Below are 18172 nucleotides of genomic sequence, written 5' to 3'. Positions count from 1 at the left end.
GCGAGATCAGGTCCAGCACGGCAGTCTGGGCCGCTTGCGTCGCTTTCGCCAGCACAGCCGCCGGATCCCAGGTCCGGCCCGCCGCGACGGCGGCGGCCTCCTGTTCGAGGACCGTGCAGGCCGCGGCGGATCCGGCGGCAGCGGCACGGTCACTGCGGATCGCCTCACCGGAGGTGCCGTCACAGACCGCGGCAAGCGTCACGCGTTCACCGTTGATCACCGCAGTCGCGATGGCGAAGTCGTCCTGGTTGGTTTTCCGGCGGCCGACATCGGTAACACCGGCGGCGTGGCCGAGGTCCACTTCCTTGTGCGGCGCCGGAGGCGGCAGGTCGAGCCACGGCTCCTGACGCGCGGCCGATGCGGATGTGACAGGGGTCTGCCCTTCGGACGGTGCCACCGGCGGCAGCTCGTCCGGTCCGGGCGTTGCCGTGTCCGGTGCGGCGACCGGCTGTGCCTCCACCGTTCGCAGCAACTCGCGGACCCGGCGATCGGCCTGGCGATAGTCCTCGACAGCCTGAGCAATTCGCTGTTCTCGCGCCAGCTGGTTCGCCGCGTTGTTCCGATCCAGCAGCGCCGCCAGCCAGTGCCGTGCCGCATCGGCATAGGAGATCAGTGCTTCGACGCGCGGGGTGGCGGGCACTGATCGCGGATTCTGCGCGAGCTTCCACAGTTCGTAGGCCGCGGTCCAAGCGTGCCGTATCTGCTGGAGCTCGGAGGCTCGCGCCGAATCGAGTTCCAGCCGAGCCGATTCCGCGGCGAGACCCTCGATGGTCTGTGCGAGTTCGGCGATGTCGACGCCGTCGAGCGACGCCGAGCCCCGGCCCCACGGTGACGCATTCGCCGGTGCGGTATCGACTTTCGCCGCTTGGGAGGCGAGGGCCACGGTGGCGGCCCGGTATCTGCGGGTTGCTTCGGCCAGGTGGCTTCGACGTGCGGTGACATCGTGGGCGAGCTGTCCGGCGGACAGATCATCGTCGAGTTCGGTATGCGCGATATCCAGCCAGCGGCCGACCGCCCGGGCAAAAGTCTCCAACTCGGTGCGCTGGTTCGTGGTGATCGGCGCGTCGCCTGGCATCAGCTTGTTCAGGTGCGTGAGGATGCGGCCGAGGTGCGCGCGCAGGGGACCGTCGGCATCGCGGAGTGTTTCGGTGATCGTGGCGTGGATCCGCGACAGCGAGGCCTCGTGCTCGGGCCGGCCGGTGGGCTGGATGGGCGGAGGCCGGACGTCGCCCTGCGAGCGGACGGCGCTGATGTTCTCGCCGCCACGCGGATCGTCCGCGAATACCAACCAGGGATTGTCCAGCTGTCCGGGGAGCACGGCAGGGGCCCGGTCGTGGCCGAAGTCCCCGAATCGGTAGAACCGTTCTTCGCGACGCGGGGTGGAACCACGTCGCCGCGGGCGAACGCGCCCGGCTGTGCCCTCGGGTGTGGTCCCGTCGGCGCGCGGAGCGGGAACTCGAGTGCGTACGGCCAGCCCGCCACTCACGTCGACCAAATGCGCAAGGGTGGCGCGACACGAAGCACAGTCCTGCAAATGGGCGTTCACCCGGATTTCGGCACGCTTGCTGCGCAGCGGCCCTCGAACCCATGGTCCGAGCTTTTCCACTGTGGCCCTGCATGATTCGTTCGGTTCCTGTGGAAGGTGCGCCTGCAGGTATGCCGCTCGCAGTTCCTCCATCGCCCGATGTCGGGCCACATTTGCGGCGTTGGCGGAGGGCGCACCGATGAGCCCCGCCAGTTCGGTCGCCGGTAACTCGATGTTGTGCAGGATCAGCCGTGCGCGTTCGGTCACCATGGCCAGCGCCCGTCCGAGCAGGTCTCGGTCCAGACTTTCGAGCGCTGGATCGTCGAAGTGGACCGGATCGTCGTAACGAGTCATGTCGTCGCTCAACATGACTCGCTCGTTGTAGGAGACATTCATCGCTGCCGCGCGGTTACGCAGCGCTGTCAGCACATATGCCCGGAACGCGGAGTCCGGCCCCGAACCCTTCATCAGGGCGGCAAGCGTTGCCTCGAACGCGTGCGACACCAGTTCGTCGGCATCCGCATGCCGGAAGCGGCTTCGGGCGTATCGCCGAACGGCGTCGATATGTCGTTCGAACAGTGCGCCGAAGGCGTGCACGTCGCCGTTGCGCACCGCGGCCGCCAGTTCGATATCCCCGCGGCTGTCGGCCGTGGCGGCGAACGCCGCGGTGTGTCGCGGTCCGGGGATCACGATGCGGGCGAACGAGGGTGAGGCGCCAGGTTGCTGCGTGATTCGCGTCCCGCTCGGGCGCTGTGTTGTGACCGCGTCCATTCCGGCTTTCGCGGATTCCGATTCGGCCGACGACTGAGCTGAATTCGGCTGTGGGCTGACGACATCGGAATCATCGGAGGTGCTCACCTCGGAACCGCCGGGCTCGGCCCGGCCCAGCCGGGTGGAGGGCGAGGAAGCGCGTTCCGAGTCTTCGCCGATCCATCGGTCCCGCGGGTCGAGTGGATTCTCGGGCGTGCCGTCGGCGTCGTAGGCGATGCTGTGGAAGCCGGCGCCCTGCGATTGTTGTCGCCCCAGCTGTGCCAGGCGCTCGCGAGCTCGGTCACCGCGCAGGTCGTGTTCGACGAGCTCGCCGTCCGGTCCGGGACGGCGTTCGTGCAGCCGGAGTTCACCGTCGCTGTCTGTGGTGAGCGTGAAGACGTGTCCGTCGATGTGGTCCTCGCGAGCGCCGGGTTGCTGAATGCTGATCAGCGCCAGCCGAGCGGGGTCCGCGGCGGTGGTGATGCGGGCGACGATGTCGTCGAGGCTGGTTCCGGTCCACCGGCCGTGGGCGTACTGGGCCAGTTCACGAGGATGAAAGCCGGTGTATTCGAGGATGACGAGTGTGTCGGCATCGGGGAGCTGGACGGGTGTGGTGCCGAAATACTCACGGATGAAGGAGAGTTCGCCGATTCCGCAGCTCGCCGGCGTGAAAGTACCTCGTACGGAGGAAGTTTCGAGGGCCGACCGCACCTCGGCGTCCACTGCCGCGTCGGCGTACGACTCCGCGGCGGTCGACGACGCCGAATCCGCTGAGACCTCGCGTAGCAGCCGATCGAACGCCGTGCTCAGCTGCGCGTACCGGTGGCCCAGACCCGCCGCGCGCATCCACGGGCCCGAATCCGTCAGCTGCTGCCGCAATTGCCGCAGTGTGTCCGGCGGAAGTTCGCGCAGCGTGGAATGTGCCGTGCCCTCTGTGGTCAGTTGCCACAGTGCGTGCGCTTGCCACAATTCGAACGCCGAGCGCAGGACGGCATGGCTTCGTTCGCTCTCGTGGCGGTCCAACTCCTCGGCCGTGGGCAGTTCGTGAGCTCGCGTCACCGCTGCGGCAATGGGCAATTCGGGTGTCGGGTCCGGTGGTGTGAGCTCGATAGGAGTGAAGCCCGTCATGACCATCGGGAGGCGGCCGGTGCCGGCCAGGATCTTCTCGATCACACGTTTGAGCTGTGCAGTGGACCGGAAGGTCGAGCGCAACTTGCGCTCGGAGGGGCGCACCAGGGTGAAGTCCCAGGCCATCACATCGGCCATTTCGTTGCCGCCGGGCTGCGCGACTCGCCATCCGGCCTTCGGTTCGAACTCGTTTCCTTCCCGGAACTCCACCGGAACGACAACGGTTTCCAACCAGCCGGCCCGAATCGGAACCACCTGCTGCTTCGCCACCGGTGCGGTGACCGGTGCCGCGTCTTCCCAGCCGGGAATCCCAGCTCGCATCAGATCGACCGCCACCCGGATCGGTGCCGGTGAATGAGTCGTGTTCCCGTCGTCGGGGACGGTCGAGAGGTCCGCACTCAGCGGCTTCAACCACTTCGACATGGGATCGGGCGCCTCGGTTCCGCGCCGATACTTCAGGTACGCGGCCATCAGGTGCTTCTCCAGCTCCCGGCGGAACGTCGCCCGGTAGGTGCGTTCCACATCCGCGGGCTCCAGCGTCGAATCCACGAGTCCCGACGGCCCGGCGTTCAATTCGATGTAGCGGATGCGCCAGCCGCGCCACAACGCGGGAGCCAGACTCCGGTCGGACTGGATCGCGGCTTCGAGCGCCCGCATGTGCCCGCCCTCGTTCGCGACCACCCAAATTTCTTGCGGTTCACCGGATTTCGGTGCGAAGCGAACCACCTGCGGCGTGACAACCTTACCGGCGCGACGCTCCAACTCGCGCGCGAACAGTTCTTCCGATGCCGGAACGATGAGGCGAGACGCCGCCCTGTCGTATCGCACCACCAGGGCGTCCAGTTCCGCCAGATCGTTCAGCCGATCTGTCGCCGCACCACGCCGCACCAACAGCGGCTCGGCCAGCGCGGCCTGAGTAGCCGGATCGTCGGAACCCAGCGGGGCGAGGGAAGCATCGATTTCGGCAATTTCGGTCCGGGCGGTCTCGCGATGCGCCCGGACGAGCCGCCGCCATGCGGCGCGGGAATTGTCCTCCGGGGTCTCCAAGCCGAGCCGCTCCCACATTTCCGTGCGTCGCTGCCGCAACTCGCGGACGTAGTCGGCGGTCGGGTGCAGGGGCTCGCCGGCACTGTCGAACGAGATGGCGTGCCAGCGCGAAGAGTTCGAGGATGCGTAGTCCGTGAATCGTCGAGTGGCACCGGTCCGGGAATCGACCAGCACGGGCATGCCGTTCGGCCGGTGGATCTCGTATTCCACCGGGCCGTCGGGGCGATGCTCTACCACCCGCAGCCAGGAATCGCGTGTCCGCCACAGCTCGGCCTCCAATGCCGCACGATCGGGATACTCGACCGGTCGACCCGAACGGGGATCACCCGACCGAATCGGGCCCGTCGGCGGGAGCTGTCGGGCTTCGGCCACGACGGCCTCCGCCAGGGCGAACTTCTCCCGAACCTCGAACTCGTCGGTCCGGCCGGTCGCGGGATCGGTTGCCGTCAGACGCACGATCCGAGCGCCCGGCACACCGGACATGGTGGCGGACAGCTGTATCGACCGCGAGATGGCTGGGGTCCGCGCAACGGCCGTCGTGTGGGTGCCGGCGACCTCGAGCAGCCAGGCCGTCGCCGCTTCGGCGGGGCGCTGCAATCCCTCCCAGCGCAACGTACCCTCCCGCACGACCTGGTCCACGAGGTGGGAGACCCAATACATATCCGTGCCGGTTCTCAGTGGGAGATCGGCGCGGATCGTCGGATGCGAGGTGTCGCCGTAACTCAGCTCGATGCCGGCCCGAAGGCCGGATGCCTCGACCGTCGCCCTCACGTTCGGTCCGAACCGGCCGGGCGCCACCTCGAGGGTGACGGGTATGTCGGTGTGTATATCGAATCGAACGCCGGACAATCCGTCCCGATAGGCACGCCGTTGCGTCGACTCCATATCGAAGATCAAGGTGGCGAGAATGTCTGCACCCGGTTCCGGCTCGGAACTGCGGGTGAGATTGCGAAGCAGCTCCTGGAATTCGGAGCGGTGGTCGTAGCTTCGTCCTCGGTCGCTCTCCCGCAGCACCAGGGAGATCGCCGTCCGGCGGCCGGATTGCAAGTCGACCCGAACGAGGCGATCGGAGCCGAGCGGCACATGGAAGATTCGCCGTCCGTCGTCGGTTGTCAGGCCCTCGACCCGACCGCGGCCGTGGCGACCTTCGCGGGCGAGTGTCTCAGTGAACCGCCGCACCGCCTCGACCTGGCTACCGGCCCACCACCGGTCGTCCGCCGACCACGGCAGGGTCTCGCGGGTGACCGCGTCATCCGATGCCACCTCCTGCGTCGGGCGCCGGTCGGTTTCGAGCTTGTGCACGGCACTTTCACGGAGCGCCCGCACATCCGCCGCAGGGAGCTCGGCGACCATCGCGATCTCGTCGTCGGTCATGCCCCGTCGGAGCAACGCGAGAACTTCGATTTCCGCATCGGTCAACGCACTCTGATTCGGTACCGGAGCTTTCCTCGTCGATGCCGCATGGTCCTCGGGCGGCTCGTCGTCGGCGCGGCCGATGCGTGTGGCGGGGGCGGCGCCCTCTGCCCATTCGGTGCCGGTCGAGGATGCGGTGTCGATCGGGTTTTCTGGTCGCCCGTCGGTTCGATAGGTGATGGTGAAGAAGCTCGCGCCGTTCTGGTTTCGCAGGTCCGACAAGCGTTGATGTGCGGCGTCGCCGTGCAGGTTGTGTTCGCCCGTCGTCTCGCCCGGCCCCGGGACCACCTCGTGAAGCCAAAGTTCGTCGTTCGCGTCGGTGGTGAGGCTGACGAGGTGTCCGTCTATACGGTCTTCGGCCGCATTCGGATTCTGCACGAGCAGCAGGGCCAAATCGGTCGACTGTTCGGAATTCGTTATGCGCGAAACGAATTCACTATCGGGAGTTACCTCTTCCCACTTGCCGTGGGCGTACTGGGCGAGTTCCTTCGGGTGGAATCCGCGGTATTCGACGATGGTGACGGTGTCTTCGTCGGGTAGCTCGATCGGGGTGCGTCCGGTGAAGCGCTGCCGCGCGAAGGTCAGTTCCGCCAGGCCGCATCGCGCCGGTGTGGTGGATTCGCCGGGTGTCCGCGCGGATTCGAGCGCGGCCCGCACTTCGGCGTCGACATCCGTCTCGACAGTCGAGGGCGCTTGTCGCCCCGGTTGGCGTCCGGGAATCTCACGGGTGGGGAAGGTCACCGTATAGGTGCCGTCCGGGATGGTGGGCCGGCCTGCCGGATCCACCACCACTGTGCCGTCGACGGACCGGACGCGCGCTCGGGCGAGTTGTTCGCGGGTGCTTTGTTCCGCGAGTTGGGTCGGGACTTGGTGGTGGATCGGTGGAGCCGACGTGTCGAAGGTGCCCCCCAGCGATGCGGCCAGGTACCTCACCCTGCCCAGTACATCGAATCGGCGGATCACCGATCCGGCGGTGATGGTGCCCATGGCCGCCGTCAATCCGATCGCGGTGGGTGTCGCTCCTTGGTTGGCGATGAGCGTGCCGCCCGCGAGACCGGCCAGGGAGTACGCGGCGATTCGGCTGACGTTGAGGAACGATGACGCGCGGCCGAGCCGATCCTCGGGCACGTTTCGGTTGAAGTAGGCGTTGGTGTGCACGCCGGCGGCTCCCAGGGCCACCCAGCCCGCCGCGTAACCGGCGCCGCCGATGTACGGGTCGTTCGTGAACGCGGTGATCAAGGCGCTGGCCGCCATCCCGGTCAAACCGACGTACCTCGCGGCCAGCAGTTTGTGGATGTCGACCTTGCTCAACCATCGTTTGGGCAAGGAATTGCCGATGATGCCGCCGATCGACGGCAGGATGAATGCCGCGGAGGTCTGGGCGCCGGAAAGTCCGGCCGCGGTCAGCGAGTGGATGAAGAAGAAGTGTTGTGCGCCCAGATATCCGTTGGTGACGACGAGATTCCAGGTGTAGTTGCGCAGGATCTTGTCTTGATGCAACGCTTCGAAACCGGGTACGAACACCGTGCGCATTCGGTCTCGAAATGATTGTGGCTCAGTCTGTTTCGGTGCGGGCGGCAGCTCGCGAACCCTACGCAGCCCCGCCACGTTGATGCCCGAGGCCGCCGAGTCGAGTCCGAAGAGCAACCACGGTTGCAACGCCCCCGCGAGACTGTTTCCGATCGTCCGGGAGAGGTTGGTCACGAAGGCGTTGTACTGGCTGAATCCCTGCTGCAACCGTTTGTCGGTGCCGAGGATTGCGCGGTTCACCCGGTATGCGGCCGGCGCGTACAGCGTGTCGGCGGCGGTGTTCACAAGATTGGCGCCGATCAGGAGCGGAACCATGTACGGCGGATGGAATCCGGATATGGCAGCGGCTGCGGCGGAGGCGCCGAACATGACCCGCTTGGCCCCCCGCATCATCCTGGTGGGTTCTATGGTGTCGGCGAGGTAGCCCATGTAGGGGGCCAGAACGATTCTCGGCACATCCGATAGCCCTGCGACGATGGCCGCGGTTTGCGGATCGATGCCCATCATCAGCAAAGTCAGGGCGTTCTGGGACGCCGAGGTTCCTATCTCGGCTACCAGTTGGCCGGAGAAGAGGGTTCGCGCCTCGGCACTGTTGCGGACCAGGCGGAGCAGCGAGCCGTTCGCTTCGGCAGCGGCTGTCGTCCGCTCGGCGGAGGTGTCGGGGTTCGGCCGCTCGCCCTTCCGGCGGGCGGGGTTGGCGTGGCCCTCGTCGCCGACCCGCGGATCGTCGGCGAAGACGATGGTGGGGTCTTTGCTCAGGTGGGCGACGAGTCCGGTGCGCTCGGCGCGGGCGATCGCACCGCGGGGCAGGTCGAGGGCATCCTCGATCCCGGACACACCGCCTGGCGGTGTGCTGAAGGCCGCGGGGCCTTGGCGAGCTCCGGAGGCGGACCGCGGTCCGGCGGAGACTTCAGCGGCGCTGGAACCATCGATCACCTCGATGCGGTGATCGTCGAGGGTCCGCCCGTTCTCGTCTTCGATCCGTATGGCCTCCAGGGCGGCCCGGACCGCCGGGTCGACGCCGATTGTGAAGTGCCACTTGACCTGTGGTGGAACGCCATCCACCCAGTAATCGCGATTCGAATAGGCGATGCGGAGTTGCTTGCGTGCCTGTGCCTCGAGCCTGCTCTGGCGCTGCCGCTGCCGCTCGAGGGTGTAATTCTTCGCCTCGTGCCAGATTCGGCCTCCGTCTGTGGAGACGTCGACTTCGCTCTCCAGACGACCGCCACCCGGCGTTTCGGCATGGACGGGAGCACCCAGCGCGTGGATTTCCCGGAGCTGTTCGGCCAATGCGACCTCGCCTTTGGCTCCGCCGAGCTGGGCGAGGTCGCTGCTCATGACCTCCTTCAGCATGCGGGGGGTGATCGGGACCCCGCCGGCGAGCCAAGTGTCGACGGCGATGGACAGCTGTTCGACCTCGGCGAGTCCGGTGAGGAAACCCGCCGGCCAGCGTGCCGCGTCGCTGTCCACCACATCCGGAATCCGCGCCAATACAGCCGCTCGGCGGGCTGCAAGTTCCTCGAATTCGGCTCGTATGCCGCGCAACCGATCCTGGAGTTCGCCTCGCCGCTCCTGGGACAGCGGCATGTGATTGCGCCGGTAGATGTCGGCCAGCAGCTCTGCCAGGTCGCTTTCGCTCCGCTCGGCCCTTCTGCGGGTCTTGTCGAGCCACTGGGTCGTGATATTCGCAGCGATATCCGCGACCAGTGCGTGGGCCTTCTGTGTCCGGATAAAAGAATCGGCGGACAGCTGGGCCAGCACGCCCGCGACATTTTCCGGGAAGCCGAGGTCTGTCGCAGAGTTGTGCTTGTTCAGCTGGTGATCGCGGTATATCGACGCGGTGGCCGACTGCACGTATTCGCTGAATATATTGAGAACGGCAAGGTTTGCCTGTTCGGCCACCGTGGTATCGGAATTGGCGTTCGCGAGGTCGGAGAGTGTCGTCGCCAAGGTGGTCGGCAATCGACTGGGGTCACGAGCGAGGTCCTCGGCTGTGGGACCGGTATACGGGGGCGCCGCCAACCCTCGGCCAGAGGATGCGAGAATTTCGAGCGCCCGAAAAAGCCCGAGGTCATCGAGCCACTGGATGGTCTGTGCTACGGCTTCACTACTTCTCGAATTCTGCGATCGACCGTTCCCGGTGTTTTTCCGGTGCTGCTGCTCGTAGCGGCGCACGATGGCCTGTTCGACCTGCGCGGCGGTTGTCGGATCGACGCCACTCTCATCGACACGGGCCAATGTGTCTCGGAGTTCATGCGGTCTGGAGCCCACGGACCCGACGCCCGGTGTGTTCCCCGGCGGTGTGCTGAAAGCGAAAGGCCCTTCTACGGACTGGCCTCGTTTCGTCCATGGTGACGGGGCCGTCACACCCCCGTCGGCGCGGTTCGCGCTCCCACGGGGGAGGTCGAGCGCGTCGTCCAGGGATGCCGGGTAGCTCCTTGGGGGAGTTCGGTATTCGACCCAGACGGTCTTGCCGTGCCGGGTCACATCGGTCCCGACGGCAAAAGCCTTGTCCCGCACGATCCGCGCGCCCCGTCCGTGCTCGCCATCGGCACGGATCCCCAGTTCGTCGGGATCGGTGCGGGCGGAGTCCAGCGCCGCCAGGTCGATACCGGCCAGGAAGGCGTCGATGTCGTCGAGGTCGATGGTGGGTGAGGGAGCGACCTCGTCGGCTGCATCGACGTCGCTCTCGATGCGCCACTTCGGCAATCCGAGTGATGTGTCGGTGATGCCGATCCGCACGCGGGTGTCGTCCGCCTCGACGGTGACTTCCGCTCCACCTTGTTTCGCGTACTGTGCGGAGTTCCCCAGCAATTCCGACAGGGCGAGCACCGCGGCGTCGATCGTCGTCTGGGGCAGCCGGGTGTTGTGGGAAAGGAATCGGCCGACATCCCTGCGAGCCCGCGCCACGCCTTGCCGAACCTGCCCGCGCTCGAACCTCATCCGCACCGCCGGTTCGGTCGACACCGGTACCGACTGGGTCTGCCCGGCAGCGAACCATCGAATGCGCGACCCGTTGGTGTGTATCCGGAAGCCCCACCGGCCGGACTTGTCCAACAACGCGGTGGCCTTACCCGCCTCGGTCGGCATCACCTCCCCGGTCGCCTCATCCGGCTCGTCGCGCACCGGCAACTTCCGGCTGTGGTCGAGCACCTCGACCCGCACGCTGTCGGATCCCTCCGGCCGTACCCGGACTGTGACCGGCCCTTCCGCCGTGCGAACCAGAGCATCGAGCATTTCCTCGGCCGCGGCGATATCGGCTTCGGCCGTGAGCAATTCACGGATGCTCGGGCGCGCTCCTGCCACGCCTGGCGAATCCGTGGCAGGCGGTGTCGGCCGGGCCACGCCGAGGTAGCGTTCCGCGGCATCGACGAGATCTGCGATCTCTCGCGGCGCGTTCGCGCGCGTGGCCAGCCGCCGAAGTTCGTGTAGCTTGTCGTCGCTGTCGGCGGCGCGCCAGCCGGGGGCCAATTGATCTTGCCCGAGAATCGTGGGGAGATCTGCTTCGAGTTGGCGGGTATCCGCATCCAATCGGGCGAGTTCTTCCGCGGTGGCTCCGTCGCTCATTGCGCGCTGGGCGCGGTACTCACGGTCGAGAGCTCGTCCCAGCCAGCCGGGAAGTTCCTCGGCTCGAATCCCGGGCCAGTCCTCGTCGTCGAGGAGGCGCAACTCCATTTGCACCTGATCGAGGACCTGTAGCAGTGCCCCTCGTAGTCCCACTACGCGCGGGTCTACGCCGAGTACCCTCGCGAGATCCACACGCGCACGCTCGGTTTCGCTCGGTTCGTGTTCTGTTTCGATCTCGCGGTCGGTCGGGCGATGTGGATTCGGTTCCGCCGCAACATCGTCCGAGCCCGCACTGTCCCGGGGCTCATCGGGTTGGTTGTGGAAGAAGAGGCCGCCGTGTTGGAAGTGGGTGAGGCGTTGTCGTCTTCCGGGGGCGGGTTTGTGGTCCATGGCGTCGTCGAGTTGTGCCATGGCGGTGCGGTGTTCGGCGAGGATGTCATCGGCGATGTGGAGCAGGTGGTCTGCGGCGGTGTCGGGGTCGGTGGGTTGTTCTCGCTCGGCGCGGGCGTGGGCTTTGGCGGCGAGGTCGCGCGCGATGCGCGGGTCGCCGAGTTGGGCCAGCAGGCGGTGGTAGACCTGGCTGGCTTGCGGGTTGTCGTTTGCGGGCGCGCGGCCGATGGGGTTGGTCGGACCGGCCTTCGTCCGATCGGTGCCGGCGCTCTCGGAGACGGGGACCACGGGCGCCCCACCGGATTCGAGCGCGGACTGCGCTTCGGCGTCGACATCCCTCTCGAGGGCCGAGGACCCTTGTCGCTTCCGTCGCCATCGCTTACCGTGCGGCCGTTGCGCGGAGGGGTGTTCGGCGCGTTCGGCGTGTTCGGGGTGGCCGACGAGCACCCACCCCAGGTTGTCGAGGCCGCGGCCCGGCACCTGTTCGGTCTCATCGGCCCAGAGATAGTAGGAGGCATGCGGCTTCACCAACAGGCGGTGGGCCAGCCCCGGGCGCTGCGCGAAGTACCTGCCACGGACCGGTACTTCGGTGGCGAGCACGGTGGCGCCGAAGATGGCCGCCGCCGGGCTGATGCCCAGGCCCGCATTCGCGTAGCGACCCTTCCGGCCCTGTTTGTGGGCACCCAGATTGGCTACCGGGTCGGCCTTTTCGCTCAAGACGAACACGGGTGCACCGAACTCGTCGGCATGCCGCATCCGACGGCCCGCGCCGGGGGAACCGGTGAGAATCACTCGGTCGACCTCGCGGGCCAGCCGCATATCCTGCGCCGCGTAGCACAGCGTGGTCGAGCCGTAACTGTGGCCGATGACGTTGCGCAGTCGCGGCACGGATACCCCGCCGGGTTGCTCGGCGTAGAACTCGCGGGTGGCGTTGAAGGCGGTGATGTCACGGGCCACGATGTCGCCGCCGACCTCGGCCAGCTGCGGTGAGGCGACGGACAGATCGACGGGGCAGCGATAGCCGATATCGACGATCGCGGCCACCGCGGCGCCGTCCGCGCGCCGCGTGGTGATCTCGTAGAGGCTCTGCGCATACTGCGAGCGGTGGTGCAGTTTCCGCATCGTCGAACCCAGACCGTTGGTCATCCGGTTCACGATCTCGGCGCGGTCGGCGTCGCCGATGGACAGGATCACGCGGCCGTTACCGTCGTGCGCCGCGGCGTCGTACGCGAGCAGTTGTACCGGCGGCCGACCGGTGAGGCGCGCGGCCTCGGCCTCGATGTCGCGCAGTTGCCGGCCCGTGTCGAGCAGATTGCGCAGTTCCTCGAATTCGGACCTGGTGAGTACCGGATTGGGAATCCTCGCCTGCAAATCGGCACCGGCGCGGCGCAACAGGGCGCGAGCGCGCGCGATACCCACCGCACCCTCGGCGACGGCATGCGGGGCGACCTTGGGCCGCCGTTGCAGGAACCGCCGGATGTCGCGGGCGATCGAAAGCCGATTCGCCTTGTCCCGCACCGTGAACGGAATACCGTCGGCGTTGCCGATCGCGTGCGGGTGGACCCGCAGCAGCGCGTACTGCTGATCGGAGAGTCCGAGCTCGACCTGGAGTGACGGCAGGTTCGGGCGGTCGGGGAGGCCGGTGCTCATCGCATCCCACCACCGCGCGACCTTGCCGGTGTGGGCGCGTGAGGCGCCGACGACGTCGGTGGTGTCGACTTCTTGCAGCAGTGTGCGTGCGTCCGCGTCGGACCCGAAGTACGCCTGTAGTCCGGCCAGCGCCGCATCGGCGAGGCTCTTCTCGGACGGGGTGGGATCGGTGTCGGCCGGCAGGGGATCCGGTGTGACGGCGGAGTTCGTTTCCGAACCGGTCGTGGTCGGTGCCGGCTTCGCGCCGATCGCGCCCTGGTCCGGTCGCTCGGTATCCGGCTCCTCGTCGGCCGAGGCAATGGCTTCCGGGTCGGTGCGGCCGGTCCTGTTCTCGCGGCCCGTTTCGTCCGTCGCAAGAGCCTGTTCTGAGTTGGACTCGGCCACAACGTCATTCGGATACGCAAGGTCGGCTGTTCTTCGGATCTTTCGCCGCGCGCTGCCGAGGTGGTCCTCCACGGTATGCGGGGCGATACCCAGCTGAGCGGCGATCTCGCGCTTGGACAGCCCCTGTTCCGACAACGCGAGCACGTGGCTCTCGCGGTTCGACAGCCCCGCCCGGCGTGCTACCTTCGATGGCTCCGCGACCGGGGAGGCGGTCCGTCGCTGCGGGGCCGTCGCGGCGCGGAAATCCGATGACGTGTCGTCGAGCAGGCCCGAACGACGAGCGATCTCGACGAGTTCGGCACGACCCTCGCCGTGGAGTTCGCGGGCCACATCGGCCACTCGCGACTTCACCGAGTTCACCGAAATGCCCAACTCGGCAGCGATCTCCCGATACGTCAGGTCCTGTGCGAGCAAACGGACGAGTCTCCGTTGGCCCGGCGTCAGGCGGAAATCCACGGTCGGCACGGCGGATGGTTCGCCTGTTCGGTTGTCGAGGATCCGCCAAGGCAGGCGGCCGGTGGGCTCCATCGGCAGAGAAACGGTGACGCCGTGTCGTTCGGCGAGCAGGATGGCGAAAATCCTTGCGGCCGACCAGAGTTCGAGCGGTTCGGCCATCGGATCGGTGGGAATGGCGCGTGGCGCCGTCGAATCGCGCCGTGCGGGCCAGAACTTATCGAGCCGCAGCTGTTGATTGAGGGGGAGTTCGGCGCGCAGGTGGCGCACTTCGTCGGTGGACACATTCGCCAACACCAGCCCGAGCGCGTCGTTCTTGGACAAGCCCGCGCCGCGTAGCACGAAATCTCCGAGACGGCGCAGGAATTCGGCGGCCGGGCGGTGTTCGGCGATCACATTGCGTGCGACGAAATCAACCCGTTCCGCCACCGTCCGGCCGCTCGTTTCGGCACCGCGCGCCGCCCGTGCGCACACTTGCGCGACGATCACCGATCCCGAGGCGGCCCCGACAGTTCTGGTAGCCAGGTCGAAAATCCGGTCGGCGAAGTGGGTTCGGATTGTCTCGGTGGTGACGGGCCAGCTGTCTCGGGGGGTGACGGTCGGTCGACCCCTGACGACGGCGAGGTAGCCCTCATCGCGCAATTGCCGGTACGCCCCCCGGACCGTGGACGCCTGTATCTTCTCGGGGTCCAGCCGCTGCATCAGCAGGCGGGCCGAGGGCAGGGCCCGGCCTGCAGCTACGTCGCCCGACAGGATCGCGTGACGCAACTGATGCACGAGCGTCCGACGCCACTGTGGCTGACCGGCTTCGCGGCCCTCGGTAGCTTGCTCGACCATCCGCAGAACGTCGGCTATGGCACGAATATCGGCGCTCGCCGAATCAGGCAGTGCGGCAATGAGTTCCGGATTCGTGTACGTGGCAATTACCGCGTCCTCCCGGGAGTGGACACCGAGTTTGACGAAAATCCGGTTGCGATAGGTCACGGCTGTTGGCCGGGTCGTGTTCAGCTCGGCCGCGATCTGATCGTCGGTGCGACCGGAGACGATCAGGCTGAGGGTCCGGAGCTCCTGTGCGCTGAGGGGTACGGCGGTGCCGCGAATGCCGGTGCGAGACGGCCAGTCGTCGGCATTGACATCCAGCCATCCCGCGCGAATGGCGGCGGCCACCATCCCGGCGCGGTCGCCGATTCCGATCCTCCGTCCGAGGGCCTGCGCGCGCTTGGTCACCGCGTCCTTCCCCACGGGCACACCGCGTACGGCGGTGAGCGTCTCGGCGATCGCGCGGTTCGACAATCCGGTGGCTACGAGGAACAGCAGGGTGTGCTCGTCGGGGGACACGGCCGGAGTCCGCACGGGGACCGCCGGAAGTTCGGTGATGTCCAGCAAGCCGCGGCGGACCGCCTCCGGCACCATCGACACGCGCTTCGTGACGTCGAGAGTCCGCAGGAGCTGGGAGTAGGTGGTGCGACCCGTAGCGCGTGACCAGCCGGTCTGTTCGATGACCCCCGACCAGGACACGCCATGGGCGATCAGCCTGAGGAGCGTCTGCTGCCGCTCGCGCGAGTGATCGCTGACCGCCGGCGTCTCGTTCGGGGACAGCAATCCGGCCAGCCGACGAAGAGCACCGGCCTCCGCCGCCCGCACGATGTGGGGCGTCACCGTAGAGGCCGCCCAGCCCCGCGAGTTCAACTCCTCCGCTGTCTCGGTGGGCGCCAAACCCTGTTGGTACCGCAGCTTCAGGATGCGTCGCTGAATCGGGCTCAGGGCGCGGAAGTGCTCGTCGAACCGTGACGGGGTGGCGCGAGAGATTGATTCGGCGAGCGGGTTCGAGTCTTCGGCATGCTCGAGTTCTCGGTACGCGGTGGCGAGTTCGTCGCGCAACCGGCTGGTTTCCGCTGCCCGAATCGCCGGTGCGGACCCGGGCTGGGTCCCATCGGCTTCGCCGCGCATGTCCGATTCGTACTGCGCGGCGGCGCGTACCAGATCCTCCGGCATCGGGTAGTCGAGCCAGCGCGCGGCGATGAGGATGATTCGTTGGTCGGCGGTGATCTCGGCGGCCGGTCGGCGCAGTATCTGGCTGACCTTCGTCTGCGACGTTCCGGCGACCTTCGCGACGTCTTTCTGAGCCGCTCGTCCGGTGAATCCGGCTGCCTGTAGGTCGCGGTATCGGGCAGCGGCAGCGGCCAATTCCGGATTCGCGAGTTCGCCGGTACGGGAGTCGCCGAGGCGAGCGGTCGCGAAGTAGTGCGTCAGCGCATCGACCAGGGCGGCGGCATGCGCCGAGTTCGACACCTCGGCCAACCGCCGCAACTCACGCAGGGGGTCATCGGCATCCGGGGTGGCGAGCGGTGCCGTGGAGTCGGAGCCGAACATCCGGTCCAGGCGCCGGGACAGCGCCTCGCTCGTCGCGACGAACGCTTGGCGAAGATGGTCGAGCCGGTCCTGCTGGTCCGGCGGCAGGGCATCGGTGCTCGCGGACTTCCTGGTCATCGCCTCGATTCGGTGGTGCAGATCGAGCGACTCCGCGATCCAGGCGATCAGCTCCGAGGTGTTCACTGCCGCAAGAACGTCGTCGGGGGCCTCGGCGATGCGCTGCCGGACGGCGTCCACGGCGGAGCGAACCGCTCCCATGACCACGACAGGTACGGGCGCCGACAGCAATTCGGCCAGAACTTGCCGAGCGGCCGACCCGGCCGCGCGGTCGGCGGAGGGGCGGGCTCCCACAGGGTCGTCGGGTTGTGTCCCGGGATTCTCCGGTCGGGCCGGCCGCGGATCGTTTCGGTCGATCGCTGCCGACGATTGCGTCGGAGTTGCCTCGGCCGAAACAGCCTCGGCGACAGGAAGTTCGGCGGCGGTCGTGTCCAGTGGCCGGTAGGTGGGGTTGGGCCGCCAGTACTGCCGCAACCGGTCGGCCTGGGCCGCGAAATCGCGCTGCCAGATTTCGGCTGGAATCTCGAAGCAGCCCAGAATGCGGTCGTTGCGCAGGCCTCCCGGCCAGTGCACGGAGACGACGTCGCCGTTCTCGTCCACCACTCCGAACCCGCCGGGCGCGTCGATGACGTAGATCCGGTGGACGACGGTCCACTGCGAGGTCGCGGGGTCCACCATCACCGACTCGCCGTAGTCGCCCGCGCGATTCACCCGCACCGTCGTGTAGACGACCTTGCCGTCGCGCTGGGAGAGCGGGACGAATCCGTCCGCCGCCGGGACGGAAAGTGGCCGCGTGTCGCCCCGGAACAGCAGGCCCCCGCCGGTGCGCCACCCCGATCGGACATAGTCCTCCGCGATCGCGCCCCACCTCCGGCGAATGGCGTCGAGGTCGACATCCGCATCGGCGGCCGACGCGAGCAGAACATCGTCCGGCACCTGACCGACCTGCTGCCAGTCCACCGGTGTCGACGGGCTGTCGAGGATCCACCGCAGCACCTGATCGACGTCGAGCGGAGTCGATCCGGCGTCGGACGGCCGGTGTCCGATCGGACCATCGGCCGCATTCGTTCCAGGATCGGTCGGCGCTCCCGGCAACCCCCGATACGCTTGGCTCGCAACGGACTTCGATGCCGCAGCCGGCCCCGTCCGGCCGATGGTCCGGAGATGCGACACGGTTCGGTCGAGAATCCGGCGGGTGGGACTGTTGTCCGCGAGCTCGTCGGCCAGCGTCACGGCCGACGCCGGGTTCTCGATGAGCGTGCGCCGCAGTTGATGTAACGGCGCCAAGACGGCTTTGATCTCCGCGTCCGCAGTGAACCGGTTGAGCAGTGCTACACCGGCGTCGAATGCCGCCGAGAGGCGTGTGCGTGCGGTCGTGGATTGGCCGAGCGAGAGCTCGTACTCGGCGATCGTGATCAAGGTGTGCAGGTAATCAGCCCCGGCCGCGGCGAACTCGTCCAGCGGATCCGCCACACCGGCCCGGTTGAACTCCCGCTCGAGACCGGGCAGCGATCGAAGCGCATCGGTGATTCGGGCAGGATTGACGATATAGATCGGCTCCGCTTCGGCGGCGGACTTCGCTGCGCGTCTCGGGGCGGGCGTTGCCGCAGGTGCCGGTGTTTCCGCTGGTGCGCGATCGAGCGCGCCGCGAGTCGTCGCCACCGCCTCGGCGTCGTCCGCCTCTGACCGGGGCCGGTCCGGGAGTTCGGCCTGTACACCACCGGCGGCGGCGATCGCCGATCCCAGATGGCGGGCAGCCGACCACAGCGCCTGCGGGTCGGTGGCAAGGGGATCGATGTGCGCCGGCCTCCTGCCGCGGCGGGCAGGGGGGAAGGCGGCGAGCAGGCGATCGCGGCGATGAGGCGGCAGCGCGTCGAGTGCCCGCCGTACGTCGGTCAGCGGCAC

At 67.6% G+C, this 18172-nt stretch carries 1 protein-coding gene (only partly in view); it reads right to left on the bottom strand.

Features of this window, described 5'->3' with window-relative positions; genetic code table 11:
- On the bottom strand, positions 1-18172 hold part of the coding region annotated (locus ON23_RS23640) for an MFS transporter (RefSeq protein WP_157170272.1) (this coding region is incomplete at its 3' end). Its footprint extends 16770 nt past the window's final position; 18172 of 34942 annotated nt are visible.

Origin of the sequence: Nocardia cerradoensis NBRC 101014 (assembly GCF_000308535.1) — a bacterium.
GTDB lineage: Bacteria > Actinomycetota > Actinomycetes > Mycobacteriales > Mycobacteriaceae > Nocardia > Nocardia cerradoensis.
The sequence above is the reverse complement of the archived record's forward strand: the minus strand, read 5'-3'. Positions and strand labels throughout refer to the sequence as shown.